This is a genomic window from Streptomyces bathyalis, from assembly GCF_015910445.1.
Taxonomy (GTDB): domain Bacteria; phylum Actinomycetota; class Actinomycetes; order Streptomycetales; family Streptomycetaceae; genus Streptomyces; species Streptomyces bathyalis.
Genome location: NZ_CP048882.1, coordinates 77,837 through 101,777, shown reverse-complemented (window position 1 = coordinate 101,777; position 23,941 = coordinate 77,837). Strand labels below are relative to the sequence as shown.

General features: G+C 70.2%; 24 protein-coding genes. 10 read left to right on the top strand and 14 right to left on the bottom strand.

Features of this window, described 5'->3' with window-relative positions; translation table 11 throughout:
• Nucleotides 1-122 precede the first annotated feature (122 nt).
• On the bottom strand, nt 123-1,553 hold the full coding sequence (locus G4Z16_RS00445) for a lipase maturation factor family protein (RefSeq protein ID WP_197348609.1): 1,431 nt from the start codon (nt 1,551-1,553) through the stop codon (nt 123-125).
• A 143-nt stretch (nt 1,554-1,696) separates the two neighbouring features.
• On the opposite strand from G4Z16_RS00445, the gene G4Z16_RS00440 reads away from it, so the two are divergent.
• A complete protein-coding gene (locus G4Z16_RS00440) occupies nt 1,697-2,701 on the top strand; it encodes an acetylxylan esterase (RefSeq protein ID WP_197348608.1) in 1,005 nt (334 codons plus the stop codon).
• An 18-nt stretch (nt 2,702-2,719) separates the two neighbouring features.
• Here the strand turns inward: G4Z16_RS00440 and G4Z16_RS00435 are convergent, their stop codons facing one another.
• The 6 genes from G4Z16_RS00435 to xylB all read right to left on the bottom strand — a co-directional run bounded on the left by G4Z16_RS00435 (nt 2,720) and on the right by xylB (nt 9,152).
• On the bottom strand, nt 2,720-2,932 hold the full coding sequence (locus G4Z16_RS00435) for a hypothetical protein (RefSeq protein WP_197348607.1): 213 nt from the start codon (nt 2,930-2,932) through the stop codon (nt 2,720-2,722).
• Nucleotides 2,933-3,072: 140 nt separating this feature from the next.
• The gene (locus G4Z16_RS00430) at nt 3,073-4,566 is read right to left on the bottom strand and encodes an acyl-CoA synthetase (RefSeq protein ID WP_197348606.1); all 1,494 of its coding nucleotides are present in this window, start codon (nt 4,564-4,566) and stop codon (nt 3,073-3,075) included.
• Nucleotides 4,567-4,608: 42 nt separating this feature from the next.
• Nucleotides 4,609-5,385: a bestrophin-like domain gene (locus tag G4Z16_RS00425; RefSeq protein ID WP_197348605.1), complete on the bottom strand. Its 777-nt coding sequence runs from the start codon at nt 5,383-5,385 to the stop codon at nt 4,609-4,611.
• A gap of 72 nt (nt 5,386-5,457) precedes the next feature.
• Nucleotides 5,458-6,120 carry a hypothetical protein gene (locus tag G4Z16_RS00420; protein ID WP_197348604.1) on the bottom strand — a complete coding sequence of 221 codons (663 nt, stop codon included), beginning with the start codon at nt 6,118-6,120 and terminating at the stop codon, nt 5,458-5,460.
• Nucleotides 6,121-6,443: 323 nt separating this feature from the next.
• Nucleotides 6,444-7,649 (bottom strand): ROK family transcriptional regulator, encoded by a 1,206-nt coding sequence (locus G4Z16_RS00415; protein WP_197348603.1) that lies wholly within the window; start codon nt 7,647-7,649, stop codon nt 6,444-6,446.
• 72 nt (nt 7,650-7,721) lie between these two features.
• Nucleotides 7,722-9,152: a xylulokinase gene (gene xylB / locus G4Z16_RS00410; RefSeq protein WP_197348602.1), complete on the bottom strand. Its 1,431-nt coding sequence runs from the start codon at nt 9,150-9,152 to the stop codon at nt 7,722-7,724.
• Between the two features lie 126 nt (nt 9,153-9,278).
• Here xylB and xylA point away from each other — a divergent pair, with 126 nt between their 5' ends.
• Nucleotides 9,279-10,445: a xylose isomerase gene (gene xylA, locus G4Z16_RS00405; protein ID WP_197354063.1), complete on the top strand. Its 1,167-nt coding sequence runs from the start codon at nt 9,279-9,281 to the stop codon at nt 10,443-10,445.
• Nucleotides 10,446-10,493: 48 nt separating this feature from the next.
• On the opposite strand, the gene G4Z16_RS00400 is transcribed toward xylA, so the two are convergent.
• Both G4Z16_RS00400 and G4Z16_RS00395 read right to left on the bottom strand, forming a co-directional pair.
• A complete protein-coding gene (locus G4Z16_RS00400; RefSeq protein ID WP_197348601.1) occupies nt 10,494-11,531 on the bottom strand; it encodes a sigma-70 family RNA polymerase sigma factor in 1,038 nt (345 codons plus the stop codon).
• A 330-nt stretch (nt 11,532-11,861) separates the two neighbouring features.
• On the bottom strand, nt 11,862-12,128 hold the full coding sequence (locus tag G4Z16_RS00395; protein ID WP_197348600.1) for an SGM_3592 family protein: 267 nt from the start codon (nt 12,126-12,128) through the stop codon (nt 11,862-11,864).
• A gap of 353 nt (nt 12,129-12,481) precedes the next feature.
• Between G4Z16_RS00395 and G4Z16_RS00390 the strand changes: the two genes are divergently transcribed.
• Nucleotides 12,482-13,972, top strand: coding sequence for an amino acid permease (locus tag G4Z16_RS00390; RefSeq protein ID WP_197348599.1), 1,491 nt, complete (start codon nt 12,482-12,484; stop codon nt 13,970-13,972).
• A 69-nt stretch (nt 13,973-14,041) separates the two neighbouring features.
• Here the strand turns inward: G4Z16_RS00390 and G4Z16_RS00385 are convergent, their stop codons facing one another.
• Entirely contained in the window at nt 14,042-15,100 is a 1,059-nt protein-coding gene (locus tag G4Z16_RS00385; RefSeq protein ID WP_197348598.1) for a DMT family transporter, read from the bottom strand.
• Nucleotides 15,101-15,482: 382 nt separating this feature from the next.
• Entirely contained in the window at nt 15,483-15,920 is a 438-nt protein-coding gene (locus G4Z16_RS00380; RefSeq protein ID WP_246530584.1) for an ATP-binding protein, read from the bottom strand.
• Between the two features lie 231 nt (nt 15,921-16,151).
• On the opposite strand from G4Z16_RS00380, the gene G4Z16_RS00375 reads away from it, so the two are divergent.
• The 6 genes from G4Z16_RS00375 to G4Z16_RS00350 all read left to right on the top strand — a co-directional run bounded on the left by G4Z16_RS00375 (nt 16,152) and on the right by G4Z16_RS00350 (nt 20,877).
• Nucleotides 16,152-16,976 (top strand): helix-turn-helix domain-containing protein, encoded by an 825-nt coding sequence (locus G4Z16_RS00375; RefSeq protein WP_425508037.1) that lies wholly within the window; start codon nt 16,152-16,154, stop codon nt 16,974-16,976.
• Nucleotides 16,977-16,979: 3 nt separating this feature from the next.
• On the top strand, nt 16,980-17,216 hold the full coding sequence (locus G4Z16_RS00370; protein WP_037975153.1) for a DUF397 domain-containing protein: 237 nt from the start codon (nt 16,980-16,982) through the stop codon (nt 17,214-17,216).
• Nucleotides 17,217-17,230: 14 nt separating this feature from the next.
• Nucleotides 17,231-18,058, top strand: coding sequence for an SAM-dependent methyltransferase (locus tag G4Z16_RS00365; protein ID WP_197348595.1), 828 nt, complete (start codon nt 17,231-17,233; stop codon nt 18,056-18,058).
• A 471-nt stretch (nt 18,059-18,529) separates the two neighbouring features.
• A complete protein-coding gene (locus G4Z16_RS00360) occupies nt 18,530-19,330 on the top strand; it encodes an SGNH/GDSL hydrolase family protein (RefSeq protein ID WP_197348594.1) in 801 nt (266 codons plus the stop codon).
• A 318-nt stretch (nt 19,331-19,648) separates the two neighbouring features.
• Entirely contained in the window at nt 19,649-19,831 is a 183-nt protein-coding gene (locus G4Z16_RS00355; protein ID WP_197348593.1) for a hypothetical protein, read from the top strand.
• Nucleotides 19,832-19,905: 74 nt separating this feature from the next.
• On the top strand, nt 19,906-20,877 hold the full coding sequence (locus G4Z16_RS00350) for a hypothetical protein (RefSeq protein ID WP_197348592.1): 972 nt from the start codon (nt 19,906-19,908) through the stop codon (nt 20,875-20,877).
• Nucleotides 20,878-20,924: 47 nt separating this feature from the next.
• Here the strand turns inward: G4Z16_RS00350 and G4Z16_RS00345 are convergent, their stop codons facing one another.
• Entirely contained in the window at nt 20,925-21,710 is a 786-nt protein-coding gene (locus G4Z16_RS00345; RefSeq protein WP_197348591.1) for a hypothetical protein, read from the bottom strand.
• A gap of 91 nt (nt 21,711-21,801) precedes the next feature.
• On the opposite strand from G4Z16_RS00345, the gene G4Z16_RS00340 reads away from it, so the two are divergent.
• On the top strand, nt 21,802-22,707 hold the full coding sequence (locus tag G4Z16_RS00340; protein ID WP_197348590.1) for an oxygenase MpaB family protein: 906 nt from the start codon (nt 21,802-21,804) through the stop codon (nt 22,705-22,707).
• 73 nt (nt 22,708-22,780) lie between these two features.
• Here the strand turns inward: G4Z16_RS00340 and G4Z16_RS00335 are convergent, their stop codons facing one another.
• Nucleotides 22,781-23,398, bottom strand: a complete 618-nt coding sequence (locus G4Z16_RS00335; RefSeq protein WP_197348589.1) for a class I SAM-dependent methyltransferase — start codon at nt 23,396-23,398, stop codon at nt 22,781-22,783.
• A 66-nt stretch (nt 23,399-23,464) separates the two neighbouring features.
• Nucleotides 23,465-23,893, bottom strand: a complete 429-nt coding sequence (locus G4Z16_RS00330) for a PPOX class F420-dependent oxidoreductase (protein WP_197348588.1) — start codon at nt 23,891-23,893, stop codon at nt 23,465-23,467.
• Between the last annotated feature and the right edge of the window lie 48 nt (nt 23,894-23,941).

The following is a 23,941-nucleotide window of genomic DNA, read 5'->3' as shown; positions in this document are numbered from 1 at the left end:
GCCGTTGCCCTCGGCGGGTCGGTGGGGCCCTCCTCGATAGGACGCGGGGTCCGGGAAGGACGCATTCCCGCACCGTCCAAGCGGCAGGCGGCCGCCGATCCTTCCCGGCCGCGGGCCCGTGCCTAACGCGCCCGGTCCGCGTCCGTCGCAGCCCGCACGGGCGGCAGGAACTCGCGCACCAGAGTGCGGTGCCACCACTCGCCCGTCTCGCGCCGCTCCTCGCGTGTCGTGAACCGGTAGCGGTACAGCAACGCCCGTACGTGCGTGGGCGGTTCGTGCGGGAAGGGGTTGCGGCGCAGCAGCCGCAGCGTGTCGCGGTCACCCTCGAGCAGGCGGGCCACGAAGGGTTCGAACCAGCCGGCCGCATACGCGGGGGAGAGGGCGGCGAACCACATCTGCCAGTCCAGGCGCAGATGGTACGGAGCGAACTGGCGCGGCAGACGGCTCACATCACCGGGCTTGCCCTTGAAGTCGTACTCCCGCCAGACCGTCTCCCCATCGGGCGCTTCCTCGTCGGTGCCCTCCAGGACGATCTCGTGCCGCACCCGGGTGACGCTGCCGAAGGCACCGTAAGTGTTCACCAGATGCAGGGAGTTGAAGGAGGCGTTCATCTGCTGGCCCCGGCTGATCATGTTGCGCACGGGCCAATAGCTCAGCGCCAGTACGAGCGCCGTGACGGCGCAGACCACCACCACGTACCACAACGGCGGCGCGGCGAAGGACGGCGGCGGCCCGGAGAAGGCCGAACTGTCCACGGCGGCAAGGGCGATGACGATCGTCAGCCAGTTCAGCCACGAGAAGTTGCCGGACAGCACGAGCCACAGCTGGGTGACGATGACGATCGCTGCCGCGAACGTGGCAACCGGCTGCGGCATCAGCAGCCCGAAGGGCACCACCAGTTGGGCCACATGATTGGCCGCCGTCTCCACGCGGTGCAGCGGCTTCGGCAGCCGGTGGAAGAACCAGCTCAGCGGACCCGGCATCGGCTGCGTCTCATGGTGGTAGTCCAGGCATGTCAGCTCCCGCCAGCAGCGGTCACCGCGCCACTTGATCAGCCCCGCGCCGAACTCCAGCCGGAAGGCCAGCCAGCGCAGCAGCCAGAGCACGAGCACAGGCGGAGCGATCTCGTCGTTGCCGAGGAACACCGCAAGGAAGCCGGCCTCCAGCAGCAGCGACTCCCAGCCGAAGCTGTACCAGATCTGCCCCACGTTGACGATCGAGAGATACGCGAGCCACAGCACGGCCCACATCAGCATCGACGCCCACAACGGCACGGCGTCCGCGGCACCCGCCACGATCGCCGCCGACAGCGCCGCACCGCCCCAGCACACGCATGCGAACAGCCGGTCGGAGCAGCGCCACTGGAAGAGGCTCGGGAAGGCGCGGAAGGGCGCATGCCGCACGAACCGCGTCACCGGCGTCAGGCCGCGCTCACCGATCAGCGCCCGGAACTGCAGCGCTCCCGAGACGAAAGCGACCAGATAGATGCCGGCCAGTGCCCTCTGGAGCACGAGCCGGGTCAGCCAGTAGTCGGATGCCGCAAACCAGTCCATGTGGCACGGATACCACCGTCGCGGGCTGTCATGGGTGATGAACAGAGTGAAGAGGCCGTCGCCGGGCGGCCGCCGTGTGCCGTGCGATGCTGTGACCTGCTGGCCGGGCACGTGGACGGCCGGAGCGTTCGCCGAGGAGACACATGCCGCTGACCGACATGCCGCTGGAGCAACTGCGCAGCTACCGGCCCGAGACCGCCGCACCGGAGGACTTCGAGGACTTCTGGGCCGGCACCCTCTCCACAGCCCGGGAAGCGGCACGCGCGGCACCGCCCCCGACCTTCCCACGCATCACGGACTCCCCACTGCGCACCGTGGACGTCCACGACGTGCGCTTCCCGGGCTGGGACGGGCAGCCCGTGGCGGCGTGGCTGCTGGTGCCGCGGGGCGCGGACGCACCGCTGCCCACCATCGTCAACTACATCGGCTACGGCGGCGGAAGAGGACTCCACACGGAACATCTGCTGTGGAGCGCGGCGGGCTACGCCCACCTCGTCGTCGACAGCCGGGGCCAGGGCCACGCCACCCCCGACCCCGATCCGGTTCCGGGACCGCACTACGTGGGCGGCTTCATGACCCGCGGCATCGACGGCCCCGAACATCACTACTACCGCCGTCTCATCACCGACGCGGTGCGGGCGGCCGAGACCGTGCGAGGCCACCCCGCGGTCGATCCGGCTCGCGTGATCGTCACCGGCCACAGTCAGGGAGGCGGTCTGGCCCTCGCAGTCGCAGCCCTCGCCGGGACGGAGGTCGCGGCGGCACTCATCGACGTGCCCTTCCTGTGCCACATCCGGCGCGGCGCCGAGCTCGCCGTGGCCGGCCCGTACCCGGAGATCGCGCACTATCTCGGAGTCCACATGCGTGACGACCCCGAGAGTGTCTTCTCCACGCTCGACTACTTCGACGGGCTGCACTTCGCCCGGCGTGCCGCGGTGCCCGCGCTCTTCAGCGTCGCTCTGATGGACCCCGTCTGCCCGCCGTCCACCGGCTTCGCCGCGTACAACCACTACGCGCACTCCGACAAGGAGGTCGTGGTCTGGCAGTTCGGCGACCACGGCGGAGGGCGGGGCTCGCAGACCCTCCATCAGCTGCGCTGGCTCGAAGGCCGCGGACTCGGGCCGGACGGTGCGCAAGGGACCACCTGATCATTGCGTCGACCCGCGTCACCGCACCGCTCGCGCCACCTTCTCCGAGGCGCCGCCGACCGCCACGCCCAGCACGATCAGCGTGATGCCGGCGAAGACCTCGTAGCCGCTCAGGAATCCGATCCGGTGCACCAGGCCCCACAGCTTGAACCAGCCGAAGAAGTGATGGGCGACGGCCCCGACGCCCTGCGCGATCAGGATGAACGCGAGGAACTCCAGAAGTTTCTTCATGATCGCAGGCTAGGAACGCCGGTGCGGCGGGTCAGTCGGCCGAAGGTATCTGCCGTGGCAACTTCCGTCGCGTGTTCACCGCTCCGAATGTGGCCCTCGGTGGCAGGCCGCTGCCTCGGGCTCAACCGGCCCCCGCGAGATCAGTCAGCGGGCTGGGACGGCTCCGGCGGGCCGGTCAGTTCCCGCTTGAGGATCTTGCCCATGTCGTTGCGGGGCAGGGCATCCCGGAAGTGCACGCTGCGGGGCCTCTTGTGCGGGGCGAGCTGCCCGGCGACGAAATCCGCCAGCTCCTCGGCTGGCGGCGGCGACGCCGGGTCGGCCGGCACGATCCAGGCGACGACGTGTTCGCCGAGATCCGGGTCCGGTGCGGCGGTGACGGCGGCCTCCGCGACCCCCGGATGCGACAGCAGCACGTTCTCGATCTCGCCCGCACCGATCTTGTAACCGCCGCTCTTGATGAGGTCGGTGGCCTTCCGCCCCACCAGCCGCACGTAGCCGTCCGCGTCCCGCGTGGCCATGTCGCCCGTGCGGAACCAGCCGCCGTCGAAGACTCCGGCTGTGGCGTCCGGGCGGTTGAGGTATTCGGTGAACAGATTGGGGCCGCGCACCTGCACTTCCCCCACCACGTCCGTGCCCTCGGCTGATTCCTCGCCGCCCGTGCCGATCCGTTTGCCCGCGTCATCGACGAGTCGCAGGTCGACATCCCGCAACGGCACGCCGACGGTGCCGGGGCGGGGCTCCCCGTCGGCGCGCACGCTGGTGTTCATCAGCGTCTCTGTCATCCCGTAGCGCTCGATGACGTGGCGGCCCGTCGCCGCCGTGATGCGCCGGTGGTCGTCCAGCGGCAGCGGAGCGGAGCCGGAGACGAGCAGCCGCGCGCCGGAGAGCGCCTCAACGAGCCCGGGTTCGGAATCCAGGGCATCGGCCAGCCGGTGGTACATCGTGGGCACGCCGAAGAGCATGGTGCCGCCCCCGGTGAGAGCGTCCGCCACTCCCTGCGTGGAGAACCTCCCCAGGTGGTGGAGGCTTCCGCCGCGGCGCAGAGGCCCGAGGACACCCAGGATCAGGCCGTGCACGTGGAACAGCGGCAGCGCGTGCACGACGACGTCGTCGCCCGTCCACTGCCAGGCGTCCTCCAGCGCGTCGAGTGTGACGGCGACGGCTCGGCGGGAGAGGACGACGCCCTTGGGTGGTCCGGTGGTGCCGGAGGTGTAGACGATGAGCGCCGGCGATTCGGCGTTGGGCTCGGGTGCGAGGTTCCACGCTGTGGCATCGGCTTCCGCCGTGACGACGATGTCCGTGCGGGGAACCGCGGCCAGTGCCTCCGGCAGCTCGGCGTCCGGCTCTGCCAGAACCATGGCGGGTGCGCTGTCGGCGACGACGTGCGCCAGCTCGCGCTCGCCGCTGCGCGGGTTGACCGGCACCACCGGAATTCCGGCCAGCAGCGCGCCCACGACGGCGACGGCCGTCTCCAGGGTGGGGGTCGCCCACACCGCGATCCGTCCCGCGTCACCGATGCGGGTGGCCATCTCGCCCGCCGCGGCCGCGAGTTGCCGGTAGCTGAGGGCACGCTCACCGAAGCGCAGCGCAATGCGGCTGGACTCGGTGTGCAGCGCGGGCAGGAGCAGTGACACCCGGTTCTCCTCAGACGATCCCGACGTGGAACCGTCAGCATCTCATCCGGCTGTGACGTTGCCGCCTGCCTGGGGAAAGAGCGCTGTGAACGCTCCGGCCGGATCGGTCAGGCCGCGTGCGAACGGCTCGTCGAAATGCCGCACGAGGAAGAGCAGGAACGCGATCAGCGCGGTGAAGATACCGGCCAGCAGCAGCTCTCTCGTCGATCGCTGGATCTGCAGGGCGAAGAGCATCCCGACCGACACCACCGCACCGGCGAACAGTCCCAGCCAGACGACGCCCGGCAGAGTCGGCTCCGCACTGCCCGCACGGCTGGTGCGTGCGGCGTCGACCGCCGCGACCCTGTCCGCCAGTGCCGCGTAGGCCTGCTCCTCGCGTGCCGTGCTCGGCTCCCAGTCCAGTACGTCCTTGCGCAGGTCCGCCAGCAACTTGCCGCCGTGAGGGGTGAGCCGGCCATGCTCGACCATGTAGGGCCACTCCGTGGCGACGGTGTGATGCACATAGGCGGCGACGTCCGACCTGATCCGCTCGCGATGGACGGCGGGCACGGCACGCGCGCGTTCATGGACCTCGTGGAGGGCCTGTGCCTCGTCGGTGGCCACGCCGTCGGCGACGTTGCGTGCCTCCCAGACGCCCGCGATGGCCAGGCCGAGCACGATCGCGTACACGACCCCGGTCATCATCGTCATGTACTCGATCACGTCGGGGGTTTCGGAGGGGTCGTCACCGTCCGCGCGCCGCTGCCGGAGCACGACGGCCCAGGTCACGGCGGCGCAAGCGGTGAGGATCGCGAGGATGAGGACCAGCCATTCGGGCACGGTTGCACTCCCGGGTGATCGACGGGACGGACAGCGGACGGGGGAGTGAAGGCGCCGGGCGGGCGCCTTCACTCATCGGCCGAAGGGGGACGACGACGGGGGTGAGCCCGAACCGGCGCCGCCACGTTGCGAGTTGCCGGAGCGGCTGCGGGCGCGCAGTGCTGCTGCGGCGAGCACCGCGGGAGCCACGAGCAGCAGAAGGCGGCCGGTGAGCGGCAGCCGGGCGGTGTCGCTCCGGGGGACCGGTTCGAGGCGCGCGGGTGCGGTCAGACGGGAGTGAGTGGGAGCGGGGGAGGGGGCGGGTGCCGTCTCGGGTGGGTGCTGCCGCGTCTTGGGAGGCGGTACGTGTGCGGGGCGCGGCGAGCGGTGCACGACCGGGGCCTGAGCCTGTGGTTCGTCGCTGGGAGTCGGCCGCGGGGCGGCGGAGGACGGTGTCGGCTGGGGCGTGCTGGGGGACGGCGGCGGAGTGGGTGTGGGCGTGGGCGTCGGGACGGGAGGGGGCGGAACTTCGGGCTCGCACGTGCACTCCCAGGAGCAGTGCCGTGCGGCCAGCGCCAGCCGCAGGTGGGCCGCGACGACGGTGAGCGACACGACGTGGCACCTGCCGCCGTGCGCCGAGAGCTCGATCCGGGCACCGGCCGCTTCGAGTGAGAGGCCGAGGCCTTCGGGCAGGCGGTCCGGGACGTCGTTCACGCGCTCCGGGACGCTGTTCACGCGCTCCGGGACATCGCCCACGCGGGGTGTGGGTATCCGGCCGGTGCCGTCGTCCGCTCCGGCCGGCGGCGGGGAGGACCAGGCCGCCGCGGGTGCGCTGCACGTCAGAGCAAGTGCCGCACCGGCCACGGCGGTTGATGCTGCGCGGTGCCATCTGTGGCGTCGTGTCACATGATCGAGCATGTGGGCCGCCGCCTCCGCACGGCAGGGCATCACCCGGGTATTCGCCCGAAGTGCTGAACTGCGACGGCGAAGTTGACGAGCTGGTCGGTGCCGGAGGGCACGCCAGAGACCTTTGCCCCAGCTCATCGGCCGTCCGTACGGACGTGTGCGGTACTCGGGCTTCAGCGCGCGACGGCGTACGGCAACGGGTCGTCGAGCACGGACCGTACGACCGAGTGCGCCGCGCCCAGTGACGGACCGTCGCTGCCGACAGCCGAGACAGCTACCTCGGGCACCGCGTCCGGAGCCGCCGTGCGCTGCCGCAACTCCCGCTCCAGCGGGGGCAGTAGCCACGGTGCCAGCCCGGCGAGGGCGCCGCCGAGCAGCACCGCCCGCGGATCGAGGAGGTTGACCGCGCCGGTCAGCGCGATGCCAAGTGCCTTGCCCGCGCGGCGCAGAGCCCGCAGCGAGGCCTCGTCGCCGTCCTCGGCCCGGGCGCGCAGCCGTGCCAGCGCCGCGGTGCGCCCGCCGGCGCCGCGTACCGCGATGCCCGCGGCGCGCAGCAACGCCGCCTCTCCGGCGTACTGTTCGAGGCATCCGGAGCCGCCGCACGCGCAGCGCGGCCCGTCGGGCTGCACCGGGACATGGCCCAGTTCCCCGGCGAACCCCCTGGTGCCGCGCAGGAGTTCACCGTCGAGGACGACCCCGGCACCGATGCCGACCTCGGCCGAGACATGGATGAAGTCACGCCGTGCCGTGCTCTCTCCCGAGAGCCAAAGCTCCGCCAGCGCAGCGAAGTTGGCCTCGTTCTCCACCCTCAGCGGAAGCGGTGGTCCTGCCGGTGCGAGATGCGCCGCGAGGTCCGTGTCGTGCCAGCCGAGGTTCGGCGCGCGCACCACGTTCGTCGACGAACGGCTGACGAGCCCGGGCACGGCGACGGCCAGGCCCGCCGGGCGCAGCCCCGCGGCGCCGGCATCCGTGACGACGCGGTCGAGGAGCGAATTCAGCCGCCGCAGCACGGAGTCGGCCCCGGCCTCGCCGTTGGGTCTCTCATCGCCCTCACGGACCCGGACCCGGCCTCCGAGGTCGACGGCGCACACGGTCAGATGATCGACGCCGATCTCGGCACCGATGCCGCACGGGCCCATGCCGGTGAGGGCGAGCGCGTTGCCGGGCCTGCCCACGCCGCCGGAACGTCCCGGACCCAGCTCGACGAGGAAGCCCGCGCGCAGCAGCTCTTCCACGAGCGTGGAGACAGAGGCACGCGTCAGCCCGATCCTCGCGGCGATGGAGGCACGCGACACCGGACCGGCGGCGGCCACCGCGTACAGCACACGCGAGAGATTGCGCTGACGCATCTCCTGCTGCGAGTTGGGCGGGACTGCCATGAACCTAACGTCCGTTCCTCCGGGTCGAATCGACGTACCGCTCGCCGGGCCGGACGGTCCGCGGCGGGGGTGTCAGCGCTGCCGGAGCAGAGTATCCGCACCCGCGAGGGTGTCCGCGACACGGGTCAGAGTGGCTTCGTCCCGCGGGACGGCCTCGTAGGCAGGGCCGTCCGCGGTGCCCCAGCGCCGCGCCACTGCTGCCGGGTCCTCCTCCAGGAGCAGCCCCGCCGCCTGGGCCGCCGCCCCCAGCGCCACGAGCTCCTCGGCCCGCGGCACCTGCACCGGCCTGCCCGACAGGCGCCGCACCGTCTCGCGCCAGGCGGTGCCCTTCGCGCCGCCGCCGATCAGCAGCAGCGGTGCGTTCTCGTCGGCGTTCTCCTCCTCCAGCACCTTGTCGAGTGCCCGCAGCAGCGCGAAGACCGCCCCGTCGTAGGAGGCCTGCAGGATCTGGCCCGCGGTGGTGTCATGACGCAGGCCGCTCAACAGCCCTGATGCGTAGGGGAGGTTGGGCGTGCGCTCCCCGTCGAGGAACGGCAGGAGCGCCGCCTCGCCGCCGGCTTCGACGGCCTCGCGGTCCAGGGAGAGCAGTGCGGCGACGCGGTCGACGGCGAGCGTGCAGTTGAGGGTGCAGGCCAGCGGGAGCCAGTCGCCGCGTGCGTCGGCGAAGCCCGCGACAGTGCCGGTCGGATCGGTGGGCCGCCGCGAGGAGACCGCGTACACCGTTCCCGACGTGCCCAGGCTCAGTACGGGCTGCCCCGGACGCAGTCCCAGCCCGAGTGCGGCGGCCATGTTGTCGCCGGTGCCGGCCGCAACCAGCGCGCCCGCAGGCACCGGCAGCCCGGGCCGTACGGTGCCCGCCGCCTCGCCCGGCGTCGTCACGCGCGGCAGCAACTGCGGTGCGAGGCCGATGAGTTCGAGCATGTCCCCGTCGTAGGCGCCGGTCGAGCTCGCCCACCAGCCGGTGCCGGAGGCATCGCCCCGGTCGGTCGTGCCCTCGCCGGTGAGGCGCCCCGTCAGATAGTCGTGCGGCAGCCTGACCGCTGCCGTGGCGGCGGCGGCCTCGGGCTCGTTCTCGCACAGCCACGCCCACTTGGTGACGGTGAAGGCCGGTGCGGGCACGCTGCCGAACCGGTCGGCCCACGCGGCCGGACCGCCCAGTTGTGCGATCAGCCGGTCGCTCTGCGGCGCGGAGCGCACGTCGTTCCACAGCATCGCGGGACGCACCGGCCGTCCGTCCGCATCCAGTGTCACGAGCCCGTGCTGCTGCCCGCCGACGGACACCGCCGAAGCCTCCTGCGCCGCACGGCCGCACTGCTCGAGAGCGGTGCCCAGCGCCTGCCACCACTCCTGCGGATCGCTCTCGTGGCCCGGCCCCGGAGTGACGGTGTGCGGCGCCTGGCCGCGGGCGACGACCTCGCCGGTGGCGGCATCGACGACGAGTGCCTTGGTCGACTGCGTGGAGCTGTCCACGCCGATGACGAACGGTCCCTCTGGTGCGGACATGAAACCCCTCAGCCTCCTTCTTCGCGGCCTCTTCCCACGCTGCGGCCCTGGGCGCATACTAATTTGTCAACGGTCATGACTAATAGCCGTGTGCGCGAGGAAGCGCCACGGGGAGAGGGCGGCGGAATGAACTACGCGCCGACGCCGGAGGACAGGTTCAGCTTCGGTCTGTGGACGGTGGGTTGGCTGGGACGCGACCCGTTCGGCGAAGCGACCCGCGCCCCCCTCGACCCGGTCGAGGCCGTGCACCGGCTCGCCGGACTGGGCGCCTGGGGAATCACCTTCCACGACGACGACCTCATCCCGCACGGCTCCGCGCCTGCCGAGCGCGAGGGCCACATCAAGAGGTTCCGGCAGGCCCTGGAAGCCACCGGCATGGTCGTCCCCATGGCGACGACCAACCTCTTCTCCCACCCGGTCTTCAAGGACGGTGCCTTCACCGCCAACGACCGCGACGTGCGCCGATACGCCCTGCGCAAGACGATGCGCAACGTCGATCTCGCCGCCGAACTCGGCGCGAGGACGTATGTGGCCTGGGGCGGCCGCGAAGGGGCGGAGTCCGGTGCGGCCAAGGACATCCGGGCGGCGCTGGACCGCATGAAGGAGGCGTTCGACCTCCTCGCCGAGTACGTCACCGAACAGGGATACGACCTCCGCTTCGCCATCGAGCCCAAGCCGAACGAACCCCGCGGCGACATCCTGCTGCCCACCGTCGGCCACGCCCTGGCGTTCATCGACCGGCTGGAGCGGCCGGAGCTGTTCGGCGTCAACCCCGAGGTCGGCCACGAGCAGATGGCGGGCCTCAACTACCCCCACGGCATCGCGCAGGCCATGTGGTCGGGGAAGCTCATCCACCTCGACCTCAACGGCCAGTCCGGGATCAAGTACGACCAGGATCTGCGCTTCGGGGCGGGGGACCTGCGGGCCGCGTTCTGGACGGTGGATCTGCTGGAGAGCGGAGGCTACGAAGGACCCCGCCACTTCGACTTCAAGCCGCCCCGCACCGAGGACTACGACGGGGTGTGGGCGTCGGCGGCCGGCTGCATGCGCAACTATCTGATCCTGCGGGAGCGTGCCGCAGCATTCCGCGCCGACCCGGCCGTGCAGGAGGCGCTGCGTGACTCACGGCTCGACCAGCTCACCCTGCCGACCCTGGAACCGGGCGAGACGCCCGGCCGGCTCCTCGCGGACCGCTCCGCCTTCGAGGACTTCGACCCGGATGCGGCCGCGCAGCGGGGCATGGCCTTCGAACGCCTCGACCAGCTCGCCATGGACCATCTGCTCGGTGCCTGAGCGCCCGCCGCTCACCTCCGCGCCGTGCCCGCGGAGGGCGGCAGGCGCTCAGCGCGCGGCCGCGTCCGCGGGCACGGACTCCGGCAGCCCGAACAGGGGAAAGAGCTCGTCACCGAAGAAGGCACCCACGTGCGCCACGTGGCCGTCCTCGATCCCGAGCACCTGCAGCTGGAAGGGCTTGTAGTCACCGCCCTCGTGCCGGCTGTAGAGCGCGAATGCGGGCTGGCCGTTGGCAGCGGTCGGGATCATCAGACCCTCGCCGGGGGCTATAGGGCACTGCGCGCCGATGAGGCGCGCTATGGCATCGCGGCCGCGGAACCACTCCGGGAACGGAGGCATCTCCCAGACCGCGTCCTCCTTGAAGAGCTGGACGATCGCCGTGACGTCGGTGTTCTCGAACGCCTTGGCGTAGCGGTCGAGAAGCTCGCGCTGGGCGGGATCGGTCGGCTCGGACAGCTCGTCCTCCGTCAGCGCGGCCTGCTGCAGCTGCGCACGTGCGCGCTGCAGGGCGCTGTTGACGCTCGCCGTGGAGGTGTCGAGAAGTTCGGCGACCTCGGCGGCCCGCCACTTGAGGACCTCGCGCAGCAGCAGCACCGCCCGCTGCCTCGGCGGCAGATGCTGCAGGGCGGCGACGAGGGCGAGCCGCATGCTGGAGCGTGAGACGACGACCGCTGCCGGGTCCGAGGGCTGCTCACCACGGAACATCGTGTCAGGCACGGGCTCCAGCCACGGAACCTCCGGTGCTTCCACCACGGGTCGCTCCGGGTCGTCGCTGGGCGCGCCGATCCCGGACGGCATGGGCCGGCGTCCCCGGCTCTCGATGGCGGTCAGGCACGCGTTCGTCGCGATCCTGTAGAGCCACGTACGCAGCGACGAGCGGCCCTCGAAGCGGTCAGCGGCGCGCCATGCGCGCAGATACGTGTCCTGCACGAGGTCTTCGGCGTCGTGGACCGAGCCCATCATGCGGTAGCAGTGAGCCAGCAGCTCGCGGCGGTAGGGCTGCGCCCGGTCCAGCAGATCGTCGCGGCTGAGAGGGATGTCGGCGGACGGCGAGGTGACGGATTCGCCGAGGGTGCTGTCTGTCATGACCAGGCCTTTCGCCTTTCGACCGCGGTGGCGGGTGGTGACCGGCCCGTAAGTATCGCAAGAACGTACGAATTTCGGGAGCCGGAGGGGCAGATGTCTCGGTTCATACTGCTATCGATACGGACATTCTCCGCCCATCAGACCCCTGACCGGAATGGTCCGGCTGGTAAAGAAGGGTCGCGTGTAGGGGATTCCCCGGAATTGCCCGCCACGGAGCACGCCGGGCAGTAGTCGTTCAAGGCGCAGTGAGGACGGGCACGGACGCACCCGTCTTGGCCCACCGGCCGCGCGGCGGCGAGGGCAAGGGTCCTTGGCGTTGTGGCTGGTCTGTCAGTCGTCGTTGCCGCGGCGCCGCTTGCGCGCTCTGCGCCGGCTCTTGCTGAAGAACCACCCGGCGGGAGGAGCGTCCGCCCGCCAGGGCTGCGGTTCGGGCGGGCTCTGCCGCCAGCGTTCCCGCAGCATCCGCGTCCGCGCTGCCGGCTCCTTCACCTCGGCGCCCCGGATGAAGTTCTCATCCAGGTCGAGCCCCTCGTCCCAGTTCTGCCCGCTCTCCTGTTCGTCCCCGTTCCCGCTGCGGCCCCGTGGCTCGGTGTCCATGGGCCATGCCTCCATCCCTTTTGTCCGCCTCGTCGAGATCTGGTATTTCAACGCCTCGCCGTGCGCCTGTGTTCCACGTGTCCGCCTGGCGAGGTACCGCCGACGGAATGCGGATGCCCGGGCGATACCGACCGAGGCGGAATGTCTCGCTCCGCGCGATAGCTCCGCAAGTCACGACACCTCTGGGGAGCCACACATTCACCGTCCGTGACAGTGACACAGATCACATTGACCTTCCGGTCTTCCTGGCGGTTCAGTGGCCCACTGACTCAGTCCGCAGAGAATTCCTTGGCAGAACCTTTGAATGGAATCTCAGTTCAAGGAATTGCCCAGGGAAACAAAGGAACTAAGCAATGGGCATGCGACCGTCGAATGTAACTGAGAGTGCGGATGGCAAGCGCTCAGGGCATGCGCCTGCCGATGGGCCCGCGGAGCAGGACTCACTGAGAGCAGGCCTCAAGAACCGGCATCTGTCGATGATCGCGATCGGCGGAATCATCGGCGCGGGCCTGTTCGTGGGTTCCGGCGCGGGGATCGCGAAGGCCGGCCCGGGAATCATCGTTTCCTACCTCGTCGCAGGGCTGCTCGTCGTCCTCGTGATGCGGATGCTGGGAGAGATGGCGGCGGCCGACCCCTCCTCGGGCTCCTTCTCCACGTACGCCGACCGCGCCCTCGGACGATGGGCAGGCTTCACCATCGGATGGCTCTACTGGTGGTTCTGGGTCGTGGTGCTCGCCGTGGAGGCCACGGCTGCGGCGACCATCCTCACCGCCTGGGTGCCCGCCGTACCGCAGTGGACATGGGCGCTGATCGTGATGGTGCTGCTGACCGCGACGAACCTCGCGTCCGTCGGCTCATACGGCGAGTTCGAGTTCTGGTTCGCCGGGATCAAGGTCGTGGCGATCGTCGCCTTCATCGTGCTCGCGGCCCTCGGCGTCCTGGGGCTGCTGCCGGGCACCGAGGCCACCGGGGCATCGAACCTGACGGCACACGACGGGTTCCTGCCGAACGGACCGGGAGCGATCCTCTCCGGCATGCTGCTCGTCGTCTTCTCCTTCATGGGCAGCGAGATCGTCACGCTCGCCGCCGGGGAGTCGGCCCACCCGGAGAAGATGGTGCGCCGAGCGACCAACAGCGTCATCTGGCGCATCGGCACCTTCTACCTGGGCTCGATCATCCTCGCGGTGATGATCGTGCCGTGGGACTCCAAGGCGATCGTGGACAAGGGCCCGTACGTGGCGACCCTGGACCAGCTCGGCATCCCGCATGCGGGCACGATCATGGACGTCATCGTCGTGACCGCGGTGCTCTCCTGCCTCAACTCCGGTCTCTACACCGCCTCGCGGATGGCCTTCTCGCTGGGCCGCCGCGGTGATGCGCCCAAGTCGTTCTCGCAGGTGAACAAGAGGGGTGTGCCGGCCACGGCCATCTGGTCCTCCGTGGCCTTCGGATTCGTCGCCGTCATCTTCAACTACACCTCTCCCGACACCGTCTTCCAGTTCCTGCTGAACTCCTCCGGAGCGGTGGCGCTCTTCGTCTGGCTCGTCATCTGCTTCTCGCAGCTGCGGATGCGGCCACTGATCGAGCGGGAGATGCCGGAGCGGCACACCGTGCGCATGTGGCTGTTCCCGTATCTGACGTACGCGACGATCGCGCTGATGCTCTTCGTCATCGGCTACATGTTCTACGACTCCGAGGGCCGGCAGCAGATGATCATGTCGGTCGTGGTGGCGGCCGTCGTGCTCGTCCTCGGGATCCTGCTCCAGCGCAGGCACGGCCTGAAAGAGTCCGACGGGACCTCCGAGAAGGCGCCGGAGCGCGACGCGTCAGCAGTGGAGAAGTAGCGGCGCGGAGGCGGCTGTTGGCGGCGGGGCACCGGACCATCCGGAGCCCCGCCGCCCACACGTGCGTGATCAGTTGTCCGTCTCCGGGGACGAAGGTGCCTCCCGGAGAATCCGTCCGGTCGCCCTCCGCCGCAGCGCGCCGGGCATCCGCACGGACACCGTGAGCACCAGCAGTCCGCCCAGGACCAGTCCAGTGCCCGTCCACGCCCAAGCGCCGAGGCGCTCACCGACGACGGCCACGCCGAGAGCCGCGGCGACCACGGGCTCGAAGAGCGACAGCGTCGTCGCCGCGCCCGCCGTGACCCGGGCCAGACCGGCGCCGAAGAGCACGTAGGCCACGCACATCGGCACCACCGCCAGATATGCGGCGACCAGCACGCCGCGCGGCGCGCTCAGCAACGGTCCGCCCGTGAGGGCCAGCACGGGGAGCAGGACGAGAGCCCCCAGTCCGAAGAGGCTGCCCATCGCCGCGCGGGAGGTGTGTCCCGCGCGGATGATGCGTGCCCCGTAGCAGGTGAAGACGGCGTACGACGCTCCGGCGAGGAGAGCCAGCGCGACGCCGCCGGGCACGTCGTGTCCGGTCTGCGCCCCGTCCCCCGCCGTCAGTGCCAGCAGCGCGCACCCCGCACCCGCGGACACGGTCGCGGCGAGCCAGCGCAGCGTCAGCCGCACACCCACCAGCAGCCGCTCCAGCAGGGCAGCGAAGACGGGCGAGCAGCCGATGGTCACCACCGTGCCGGCGGCCACTCCCGCCCGGTCCATCGATGAGTAGAAGGCAAGGGGATAGACGGCGACTGCGACGCCCCCCAGGAGCGCCCACAGTGACACAGGCCGCCGGGCGCGCAGCACGCGGAGCGCCGAGCGTCCCGCGATCAGAAAGGTGAGCAGACCGCCGACGCCCATGGTGGCGGCGCCTGTCGAGAGCGGTGACGCCGAGGCGGGGGCGAAGCTCGCGGCCGTGCCGGTGGTGCCCCACAGCGTCGCCGCGGCGACCACGAGCACAGACCCGCCTCCGCCGCGCCGGGCGGGGGCCTTCGAGGGCGCGCCCTCGGACGAAGGCGGCCGGGGGGCGGGTGCGTCGGCATGCGGGTACGCGTGCGAGGACGAACTGGCAGAGAAGGAAGACATGCGGTTCGCGTCCTGATCCGTTGAAGGCCGGTGATGACGGTCATCGGAAGGGCGCAACAGCCATGGGCAGCGGGCGGGGAGACCCCGGTGGCGGCGCCGCGTCGAGCGGCCCGCCGGGGAGAGCCCGGACTGCCGGGGAGCGGGCGGAGCGTGGTGGCTCGCGCCCGTGGATCAGTGCGCCCTCAGCGGGACGCGGGAGGCGGTGTGACCGCGTGCCAGTAGATGCTGTCCATGCCCGTGAGCGTAACCGACGGGCGAGTGCGCGGGCACCGGGTTTCTCGCCCCTTGCACAGCACAGCGCCACCGCCCCCCGTGCCGGGGCGGTGGCGCTGCGCTGTGGCAGCCGGCGAGCGACGGAGCCGGCCACATGACGGTGGCGCCCTCAGTCCTCACTCGGGTTGAGGGAACAGGTCAGTTCCGCCCACACCGCGTGGCCGCTGTCGGGGCCGCCGTCGAGACTGCGGCGGATGCCCCAGTCGTCTGCGAGGACGCTGACCAGCAGCAAGCCGCGTCCGCTTTCCCCGTCAGAGTCCACCGGGCCGCCCGGGCGGGGCCGGAGCGGGTCGGGACCTCCGCCCTGGTCGGTCACCTCGAGGCACAACCGCAGGCCCACCAGCCAGAGTTCACAGCTCACCTTGTCGCTGCCGGTGTGGCGCACAGCGTTGGTGAAGAGCTCGGACACCAGCAACTGTGCGTCCTCGCAGGCCTGTTGATCGACTCGCCATTCGTGCAGGCGGTCGAGAACTCGTCTTCGCGCGCGCGACACCGAGGTGTCGAGGGCGGGCAGACGGAACGCGTCCCGGAGCGGGCGTACCGACACAGCTGAGGGCCGATCTTCTAAAGACAGGGCGTCATGGGGGGAAGCCACAGCTCCACTATGAGCTTGTTCAGTCACACCTGGCAAGGATCAGTCTGCAAATTACAGAATCGTTCGAGTCAGGCTGTCGTCCGACAAGGCGTCCATGCCAAACTGCTTGCCCATGCCAGGAGTTGGAGGCGAGCGATAGTGGTGGACTCGCGGACGGGCGGTGGGGCGCCCACCGTTCTGCGGGTGGTTCTGGGAAGGCGCCTGCAGCACCTGCGGGAGAAGTGCGGCCTGTCGTACGAGGAAGCAGGGCAGGCGCTCGACGTCACTCACGCCACTGTCCGGCGGATGGAGAAGGCCGAAGTCGGCCTGAAGGTCCTCTACGTCGAGAAGCTTCTGCAGACCTACGGCGTGACCGACCCGACGGAGCTCGAACAGTTCCTCGCCCTGGTGCGCCAGGCCAACCAGCCCGGCTGGTGGCACCGCTACCGCGACGTGCTGCCCGAGTGGTTCAGCGCGTTCGTCAGCCTGGAGAGCGAGTCGCACAGCATCCGCGCGTACGAACCGCACTACGTGCCGGGGCTGTTGCAGACCGAGGGGTACGCAAGAGCAGTGCTGCGCTCGGGGATGCCCCAGGCGCCGGAGGAGGAGATCCGGCGGCAGGTCGCGCTGCGGATGGAGCGTCAAGCCGTCCTCGACCGCGACGAACCGCCCATGCTGTGGGTGGTGATGGACGAGACCGTGCTGCGCCGCTCCCTCGGTGGGTCCGAGGTGATGCGTGAGCAGATCGACGTCCTCATCGAGGCAGGCCGGCGCCCGCACGTGCGGCTGCAGATCATGCCGTTCAGCGCCGGGCCCCATCCGGCGATGTACGGGCCGTTCCACCTCTTCCGTTTCCCCATCGACGAACTGCCGGATGTCGCATGCGCGGAGAGCCTGGTCGGGGCCGTCTACTTCGACCAGCGCGACGACGTGACGACCTTTCTGGAGGCACTGGACCGGATGTGTGCCCAGGCCGCACCCGTGTCGCGGACGGAGGCGATGCTCAGTGCAATGCGCAAGGAGATCTGAACCATGGGTCGTATCTACAACGGGATGCCCGCCAAGAATCTCGGCACGGAGGGCTGGCACAAGCCCTGGAGCGGTGGCAACGGCGGCAGCTGTGTGGAGGCTCTGAAGCTGGATGACGGGCGGGTGGCCCTGCGTCAGTCCACGGACCCCGACGGGCCGGCCCTCATCTACACCCCCCACGAGATCAAGAAGTTCATTCAGGGCGTTCAGGCGGGAGATGCCGACTTTCTGCTCGCCTGAACTGCAGGACCAACATGGAGGACGACGTGTCGGAGATGGGCTTCAGCCCTGAGCAGATCGACACCACCACGCCGCATCCGGCCCGGATGTACGACTACTACCTGGGCGGCCTGGACAACTACGAGGTCGACAGGGAAGCCGCCGAGCGCGTCCTCGGGCATGCACCGTTCATCCGTCCGACCGCCCAGGGGAACAGGGACTTCCACCACCGCGCGGTACGTACGGTGGTGGAGAGCGGCATCCGGCAGTTCATCGACATCGGCACCGGCATCCCCACCTCGCCCAACACGCACGAGGTGGCGCGCGCCGTCGCACCCGAGACCCGCGTGGCCTACGTCGACAACGATCCCATCGTGGCGACATACGCGGGCGCCAAGCTGACCAACTCGGGCAATGCGAGCTTCGTACTGGCCGATCTCCGCGAACCCGATGCGATCCTCGACCATCCCACCACGCGGGACCTCATCGACTTCGACCGGCCGGTCGCCCTGATGCTCGTCGCGGTGATGCACTTCATCCGCGACGACGAGGAACCCGGCAAGATCGTCTCGGCCCTCACCAGCCGTCTGCCGCAGGGAAGTTGCCTGATCCTGTCGCACATCACCTCCGACTTCGACGACGGTGAGGCGGGGGCGAAGGCCTCTGAGGTGTACAAGGGCTCGACCGCGCAGCTCATCTTTCGCAGCTACGACGAAGTCATGCCGTTCTTCAAGGGCTTCGAGCTCATCGAACCGGGCCTGGTGAAGCCGCCGTTGTGGCGTCCAGATGGTCCCGTTCCCGGCGAGGACGAACTCATCGATCACCGCGGCTACGCGGGTGTGGGATTCAAGCGCGGCGCCTAGCCGCGGAACCACCGCACACCGGCACGGTACGCACAATCGCATAGAGCCAGCCCCGGGCAGGGCCGCCGTCACGTGGGGGTGCGGTCCCTGCCCGGCGGTGTGTCCGCGTACATTTGTGGCCCCCGGCCCGAGGACGGGACACGTGACGCTTCGCTGCCAACTTCTCCGCACTCCTGACGGCGGCTGCATTCCTTCCGCGCCTACGCGCGTAACCCCCCAACTCCCTTCGCGTGTAGGGATCTTCGCCTGGTGGAAGCTAACTTCCGGTACCGCGTCCCGGAGTTCTGACCGCCGATCCGATCCGTGAAGGCGGGGTTCGTGCCCCGAGCTTCGTCAACACCCCTGCTGTGCAAGCCCGATCACACTTTCTGCAGCTTTCTTGACATGAGCACTTCCAGTTGAGCCCGGCGGCTGATACCTCTGTACATGACAAAAGCACCCTCCATGTCTCCCCCCACCATGAGAGGTTCCATGAAGCCACGCAGATGGACGACCACGGGCGCTGCCGTGGCGTCGTCGCTCGGAGTGATCACTCTTACCGGGGCCGTGCCCGCCGCCGCGCAGGACGCGGCCCCGGCGTATGTCGCCCTGGGCGACTCCTACTCCTCCGGTCTCGGAGCGGGCGACTACGGCGACAGCGGCGACTGCAAGCGGAGTTCCAAGGCCTACTCCCAGCAGTGGAGCGCGGCCAACTCGCCTGCCTCGTTCGACTTCACGGCATGCTCCGGAGCCGTCACCGATGACGTGCTCAACAACCAGCTGGGGCCGGTCAACTCCTCGACCGGCCTGGTGAGCATCAGCATCGGAGGAAATGACGCGGGCTTCGCCGACACCATGCAGGCATGTGTGCTGCAGGGCGAGAGCGTGTGCCTGGAGAAGATCGACGAGGCGAAGAGCTACATCTCGGGCACCCTGCCCGGCAAGCTCGACTCCGTGTACAACGCCATCAGCGACAAGGCGCCCTCCGCCAAGGTCGTGGTGATGGGCTACCCCCGCATATACAAGCTGGACGGCGAATGCTCCGTCGGCATCAGCGAGGCGTCACGCGCGGCGATCAACTCCGCGGCCGACGTCCTCAACGACACGATCGCCAAGCGCGCGGCCGATCACGGCTTCACGTTCGGCGACGTGACCGGCGCCTTCACCGGACATGAGATCTGCTCCGGCGACTCGTGGCTGCACAGCGTCACCTTCCCGGTCGGGGAGTCCTACCACCCGACGGAGGAAGGTCAGACCAGCGGCTACCTGCCGGTGCTGGAACAGAACGCGTAACCCCGCAGTACAGCCTCCCTGCGGGGTCGTGGCCCAGGCGGCAGACAGCGCCGCGTCCCGCACCGAAGGCGCTTTCCCCGGCCGGGGCGAGCAGGGCTCAGGCTCTCTCGCCCCGGCCGGGTTCGTCGTGCTTCGGGGTGCACGCGTAAGCGAGACCGGGGTCATCGGTCTATTCATCAAGTTTGAATAGCTTGTTTCGGGGAGGTCGGGGCGGCTTCAAGGCGCGAAAGAGCGGGGTCACGAAGGAACCCGAAAGCCCGAGTCGGAGTTCTAATGGATAGAGGCGGTCGGGCAGACCCGCCCTGAAGGAGGACGACAATGACCAACAGAGGCAAGATCGCCGTCGGTGGCGTGACTGTGGGGCTTCTCCTGTGGTGGCTCACGTCGTTCTGGATCGCCCTCGCGGTGATCGTCGGCGTACCCGCGATCGCCTACCTGGCGCTCGACCCCTCGCAGCGTCGCCGGCTGCGCCGGGTGAGCCGCAAGGAGCTCAACCGCTGACCGGGAGCACAGCGGCATCGGCCGTGGGGCAGGTGCCCGCACGCAACGTGCCCGCGGGTCAATAGAGTTGAGCCATGAGGTGGTTGGCGCTCGAGGCCGGTGACGCCGCGACGTGGGGCAGCACCGTGGTCACGTTCGGCATGGCGTGCTACGCGATCGCACAGGGCATGAGCCAGCGGCGCGATCTGCGCCGGCAGAACGAACTGCAGGCAGAGACATCGCAGTTGCTGCGACGGCAGATCGAGACGGCCGAGCGGCGCACGCTCGTCATGGAGGATGTTCTCTTCCGGATCAGCGCGGTGGCCTGGCCGGCGGCGCCGGATTCGTCACGCCGCCGGCCCGCGGCCGTTCAGGAGCCGGAGCCGTCCTTTGACGGTGGGCAGCCACCGCCTCCGCGGTACTCACGGGATGAGGTCGTCCGGGCTGCGGCCGTCCCGGATGAGGCCGTCCCCGAGGACGCCGACGAGCCGGACCCCGAGCCTCCCTACAGCACCGGGTCTGCCGGTCCGCCCGGCGGATACGGATCTCCTCCTCCGAGCACCGGGCCTGCCGGTCCGCCCGGCGGATACGGATCTCCTCCTCCGAGCACCGGGCCCGCTGGTCCGCCCGGCGGATACGGGTCTCAGCAGTGGCCGCCGCCGGCGCAGCAGCAGCGCGGTCCGGTCCCAGTCGGAGGTGCCCCGGCGGGCGGCAGCCCGGCCGGCTCTCAGGATCCTTTTACGGCCTCCTGGTCCTTGGCGGCCGCACCGCCGCTCTCGGTGCCGCCACAGCAGCAGGCGCCGGCAGGCCCCTGGCGCATCGAGCGTCTCGGGCGGCACAGCTTCGCTCTGCGCAACACAGGCAACAAGACGCTCACCGGCGTCCGCGTCGGCCGCGCCAATCTCCCGTCGTCCGCCCGCGGTGTTCCGGAGAACTCCGTGGTGTGGCCGGGGGAGACCACCGAGTTCTTGATGGCGGCCGAGCGCGGGCAACCGCTGCCGGGCACCGTTGCCGTCTCGTGGGACGGACAGCCCGTCGAGGTGCACGTACCGATTCCGCCCGGCTGAGGGGCGCTGCGATTTGCGTCTTCGCGGCAGCGGCGCCGGCGAAGGGCTCAGGCCGCCGGGCGGACCGCCATTCCGTCCAACGCCTCGAGCAGACCGGGCAGTTCGGCCCCGCGTCCGACCGGCAGGACCTCACCCGGCTCGTCGTCCAGAAGCAGGAAGGCGATGTCGTCGGTGCGGGCGACCATGCTCCATCCGGGCCCGTCCGCACGCAGGGTGCGCGCCTCTCCGGAGGCGAAGGCCGAGCGGACACGGCCGGGAGGCGGCGGGGTCTCCACGTACGCCCGCACCTCCTCCAGGACCCGCTTCACCGACGCGTTGGGGTTCTCGCCGGCCTCCACGAACTCGACGTCGTCCTCGACCTGTTCGCGCCAGACCGCCCACTGCAGTGCGATCTCGTCCGCGCCCAGCCGGCGCTGTGCCGGTCCCCACTGTTCCGTGTCCGGCGGCACGAGCGCGGAGCGTCCGCCGTCCATCTCCGGGTCGGGCTCGGGATCGTGCGGCGCGGGCACTCCGGGGGCGGAGACGGCCACGTTCAGCGGCCAGCCCGGCAGCGCCGCGGCCACCGAGCGGTCCGAGGGAGAGAGGTCGTACTCCATGCCGCAGTCCCACGCGGCGATCGCACAGGCCACGAGGGTCACATCGTCGGTGGCCACGGTCCAGCGGGCGCCGGAACCGTCCTGGCCGAGAACCAACCCGTAACCCTCGGCGTACGGTTCGAGGCCGAGTCTCGCGCACGCCTCTGGGTAGTCGTCGCCCAGAACGCTCGGAAACTGGGCGGGAGTCAGGAGTACAGCCGTCAGCACAAACAGCGCGTCATCGTCCTCGGCGGCCACGTGCCCTCCCCTTCCATGAGTTCTGGGGAACCTTAACTCTAGAGTCAGTTCGTTTACAGAGCAGGGCCGCTGACGGAGGGGACACGACGACGTGGGGCGATACGACCGGCTCAAGCACATCCTGCAACTCGACCCGGAGGAGGACTTCGAGGAGATCTACCGGCTCGCGGCGACCTACGAGTTCCCCTGGGACTTCACGCGTGCCCTGGAGTTGGCCCTCTACCGCACCTACGCGGTGCCGAGCATAGGGCGGCTGCTGGCGCACACCGCGGAGCTCACCGACCGCACGCAGAAGCGCTACGACGACACCACGCTGCTCCTGGACGCCGTCATGGAGCACGGCCACAGATCCGAGAAGGGCCGTACCGCGATACGCCGCATCAACCAGATGCACCGCAGCTATGACATCTCCGACGGCGACATGCGCTACGTGCTGTGCACGTTCGTCGTGATGCCGAAGCGGTGGCTGGACATGTACGGGTGGCGGCGACTGACACGCCACGAGCAGCACGCGTCCGCCGTCTACTACCGCGTGCTCGGCAAGCACCTGGGGATCACCGAAATCCCGGAGCGCTACGACGATTTCGAGACGTATCTCGACGAGTACGAGGAAGCACACTTCGGCTGGGACCCCGCCTCGCGCCGCGTCTCCGACTCGACGCTGGCGCTGATGGCGTCCTGGTATCCGTCCCCCCTCGCCCCGGCGGTGCGCGGCGCGAGCAAGGCGCTGCTGGACGATTCCCTGTTGCGCGCCTTCCGTTACGACCAGCCGCGTCCCGCGGTCCGCAGGCTCGTGCAGGGCGCTCTGCGGACGCGGGCGCGTGCCGTGCGCCTGATGCCACCGCGGCGCAAGCCGCACTACGCCCGGCAGAACCCGGAGATCAAGGGGTATCCGGGCTATCCGGTCGGCTACCGCCTGGAGGACCTGGGCACCTTCCCGCGGCAGGCGGAACGAGGCCTCGGCGGCGCGTGTCCTGTGCCGCACGGCAAGGTGTAGCGCCGGCGGTCCCGTCGGCCTGACTTCCGTCTGCCTGGCTGCCGTTCGCGGGCGGCGAGACGTCTGCGAACGGCTACGTCCGCGTTGCCAGGGCCAGATAGCGGTCGTCCTCGTCGGTGTACGAGGTCAGCCGCCAACCCGATGTGGCAAGCAGCGTACGGAGGTTGGGTTCGGCACGGATGTCGTCCGCGGTCAGGGCGCGGCCGTGGCGCGCGGCGAGCGCCGCGCGGCCGACCGGATGGAAGAGGGCGAGCGTGCCGCCGGGACGGACCACCCGGGCCAGTTCGCGGAGCCCGGTGTCCGGCCCGGCCAGGTGGGAGATCAGCCCTGCCCCGAAGACGGCGTCGAGGCAGCCGTCGCGCAGCGGAAGCCGGCAGACGTCCGCGAGCAGCAGACGCGCACAGGAGTGCCTTCCCGCGCGCACGGCCTCGGAGATCATCTCCGGCGTGAGATCGGCGCCGAGGACGGTGCCCGTGCGGCCGACCGCGGCACGGAGCGGCGGCAGCGCCCGCCCCGTGCCGCAGCCCGCGTCGAGCACGGCGTCGCCCTCGCGCAGACCGAGTTCGCCGACGGCCGCCTCGTATGCGGGGCCGTCGTCGGGGAAGCGTGCCTCCCAGCGGGCCGCGCGGGAGCCGAAGAATTCGCGCACCCGCGCGGGGTCGTTGCTCGTCTCGTCCTGCATGGACCTCATGATGGCCGACGCCGGTGCGGGGCGCCCCTGCGGACAGCCGCCCGGGGGCCCCGCACCCGGTGCGGATCAGTCCGCGAGGCCGGAGAGCGCCACCACCTTCGAGATGCGCACGCGGACGAGCAGCTCCCCCGGAACGGCGTTGCGCGCACCGAACCGCGGCCCGGCCTCCTCGCCCATGTAGCGGGTGCCGATGCGGGTCGCCCAGTGCAGCATCGTGTCCAAGTCGCGGCTCAGCTCCGCCCGCCCGGTGAGGACGACGAAGGCGAACGGAGGCCGTTCGTCGTCCACACAGATGGAGACGCGGCCGTCGCGGGCCAGATTGCGTCCCTTGACCGTGTCCTCACCTGTGTTGAAGAGCAGATCGTCCCCGTCGAGCACGAACCACACAGGCGCCACGTGGGGGCTTCCGTCGGCACGGACCGTCGAGAGTTTCCCCGTACGTGTGCCCTCGGAGATGAAGCCGCGCCACTCGTCTTCCGTCATCTTCTCAGCCATGCGTCCATACTGCGCGAGGCGTACACGGCTCGTGGCGCTGAGTGCGGC

Bases quoted from the DNA above. Each gene is read 5' to 3' on its own strand.
- G4Z16_RS00370 (WP_037975153.1), top strand. From the start codon at position 16,980: ATGGGTCGTATCTACAACGGGATGCCCGCCAAGAATCTCGGCACGGAG.
- G4Z16_RS00395 (WP_197348600.1), bottom strand. From the start codon at position 12,128: ATGGACACCGAGCCACGGGGCCGCAGCGGGAACGGGGACGAACAGGAG.
- xylB (WP_197348602.1), bottom strand. From the start codon at position 9,152: ATGTCCGCACCAGAGGGACCGTTCGTCATCGGCGTGGACAGCTCCACG.
- G4Z16_RS00435 (WP_197348607.1), bottom strand. From the start codon at position 2,932: ATGAAGAAACTTCTGGAGTTCCTCGCGTTCATCCTGATCGCGCAGGGC.
- G4Z16_RS00390 (WP_197348599.1), top strand. From the start codon at position 12,482: ATGGGCATGCGACCGTCGAATGTAACTGAGAGTGCGGATGGCAAGCGC.
- G4Z16_RS00355 (WP_197348593.1), top strand. From the start codon at position 19,649: ATGACCAACAGAGGCAAGATCGCCGTCGGTGGCGTGACTGTGGGGCTT.
- G4Z16_RS00360 (WP_197348594.1), top strand. From the start codon at position 18,530: ATGAAGCCACGCAGATGGACGACCACGGGCGCTGCCGTGGCGTCGTCG.
- G4Z16_RS00350 (WP_197348592.1), top strand. From the start codon at position 19,906: ATGAGGTGGTTGGCGCTCGAGGCCGGTGACGCCGCGACGTGGGGCAGC.
- G4Z16_RS00335 (WP_197348589.1), bottom strand. From the start codon at position 23,398: ATGAGGTCCATGCAGGACGAGACGAGCAACGACCCCGCGCGGGTGCGC.
- G4Z16_RS00445 (WP_197348609.1), bottom strand. From the start codon at position 1,553: ATGGACTGGTTTGCGGCATCCGACTACTGGCTGACCCGGCTCGTGCTC.
- G4Z16_RS00330 (WP_197348588.1), bottom strand. From the start codon at position 23,893: ATGGCTGAGAAGATGACGGAAGACGAGTGGCGCGGCTTCATCTCCGAG.
- G4Z16_RS00385 (WP_197348598.1), bottom strand. From the start codon at position 15,100: ATGTCTTCCTTCTCTGCCAGTTCGTCCTCGCACGCGTACCCGCATGCC.
- G4Z16_RS00400 (WP_197348601.1), bottom strand. From the start codon at position 11,531: ATGACAGACAGCACCCTCGGCGAATCCGTCACCTCGCCGTCCGCCGAC.
- G4Z16_RS00440 (WP_197348608.1), top strand. From the start codon at position 1,697: ATGCCGCTGACCGACATGCCGCTGGAGCAACTGCGCAGCTACCGGCCC.
- G4Z16_RS00415 (WP_197348603.1), bottom strand. From the start codon at position 7,649: ATGGCAGTCCCGCCCAACTCGCAGCAGGAGATGCGTCAGCGCAATCTC.
- G4Z16_RS00365 (WP_197348595.1), top strand. From the start codon at position 17,231: ATGGAGGACGACGTGTCGGAGATGGGCTTCAGCCCTGAGCAGATCGAC.
- xylA (WP_197354063.1), top strand. From the start codon at position 9,279: ATGAACTACGCGCCGACGCCGGAGGACAGGTTCAGCTTCGGTCTGTGG.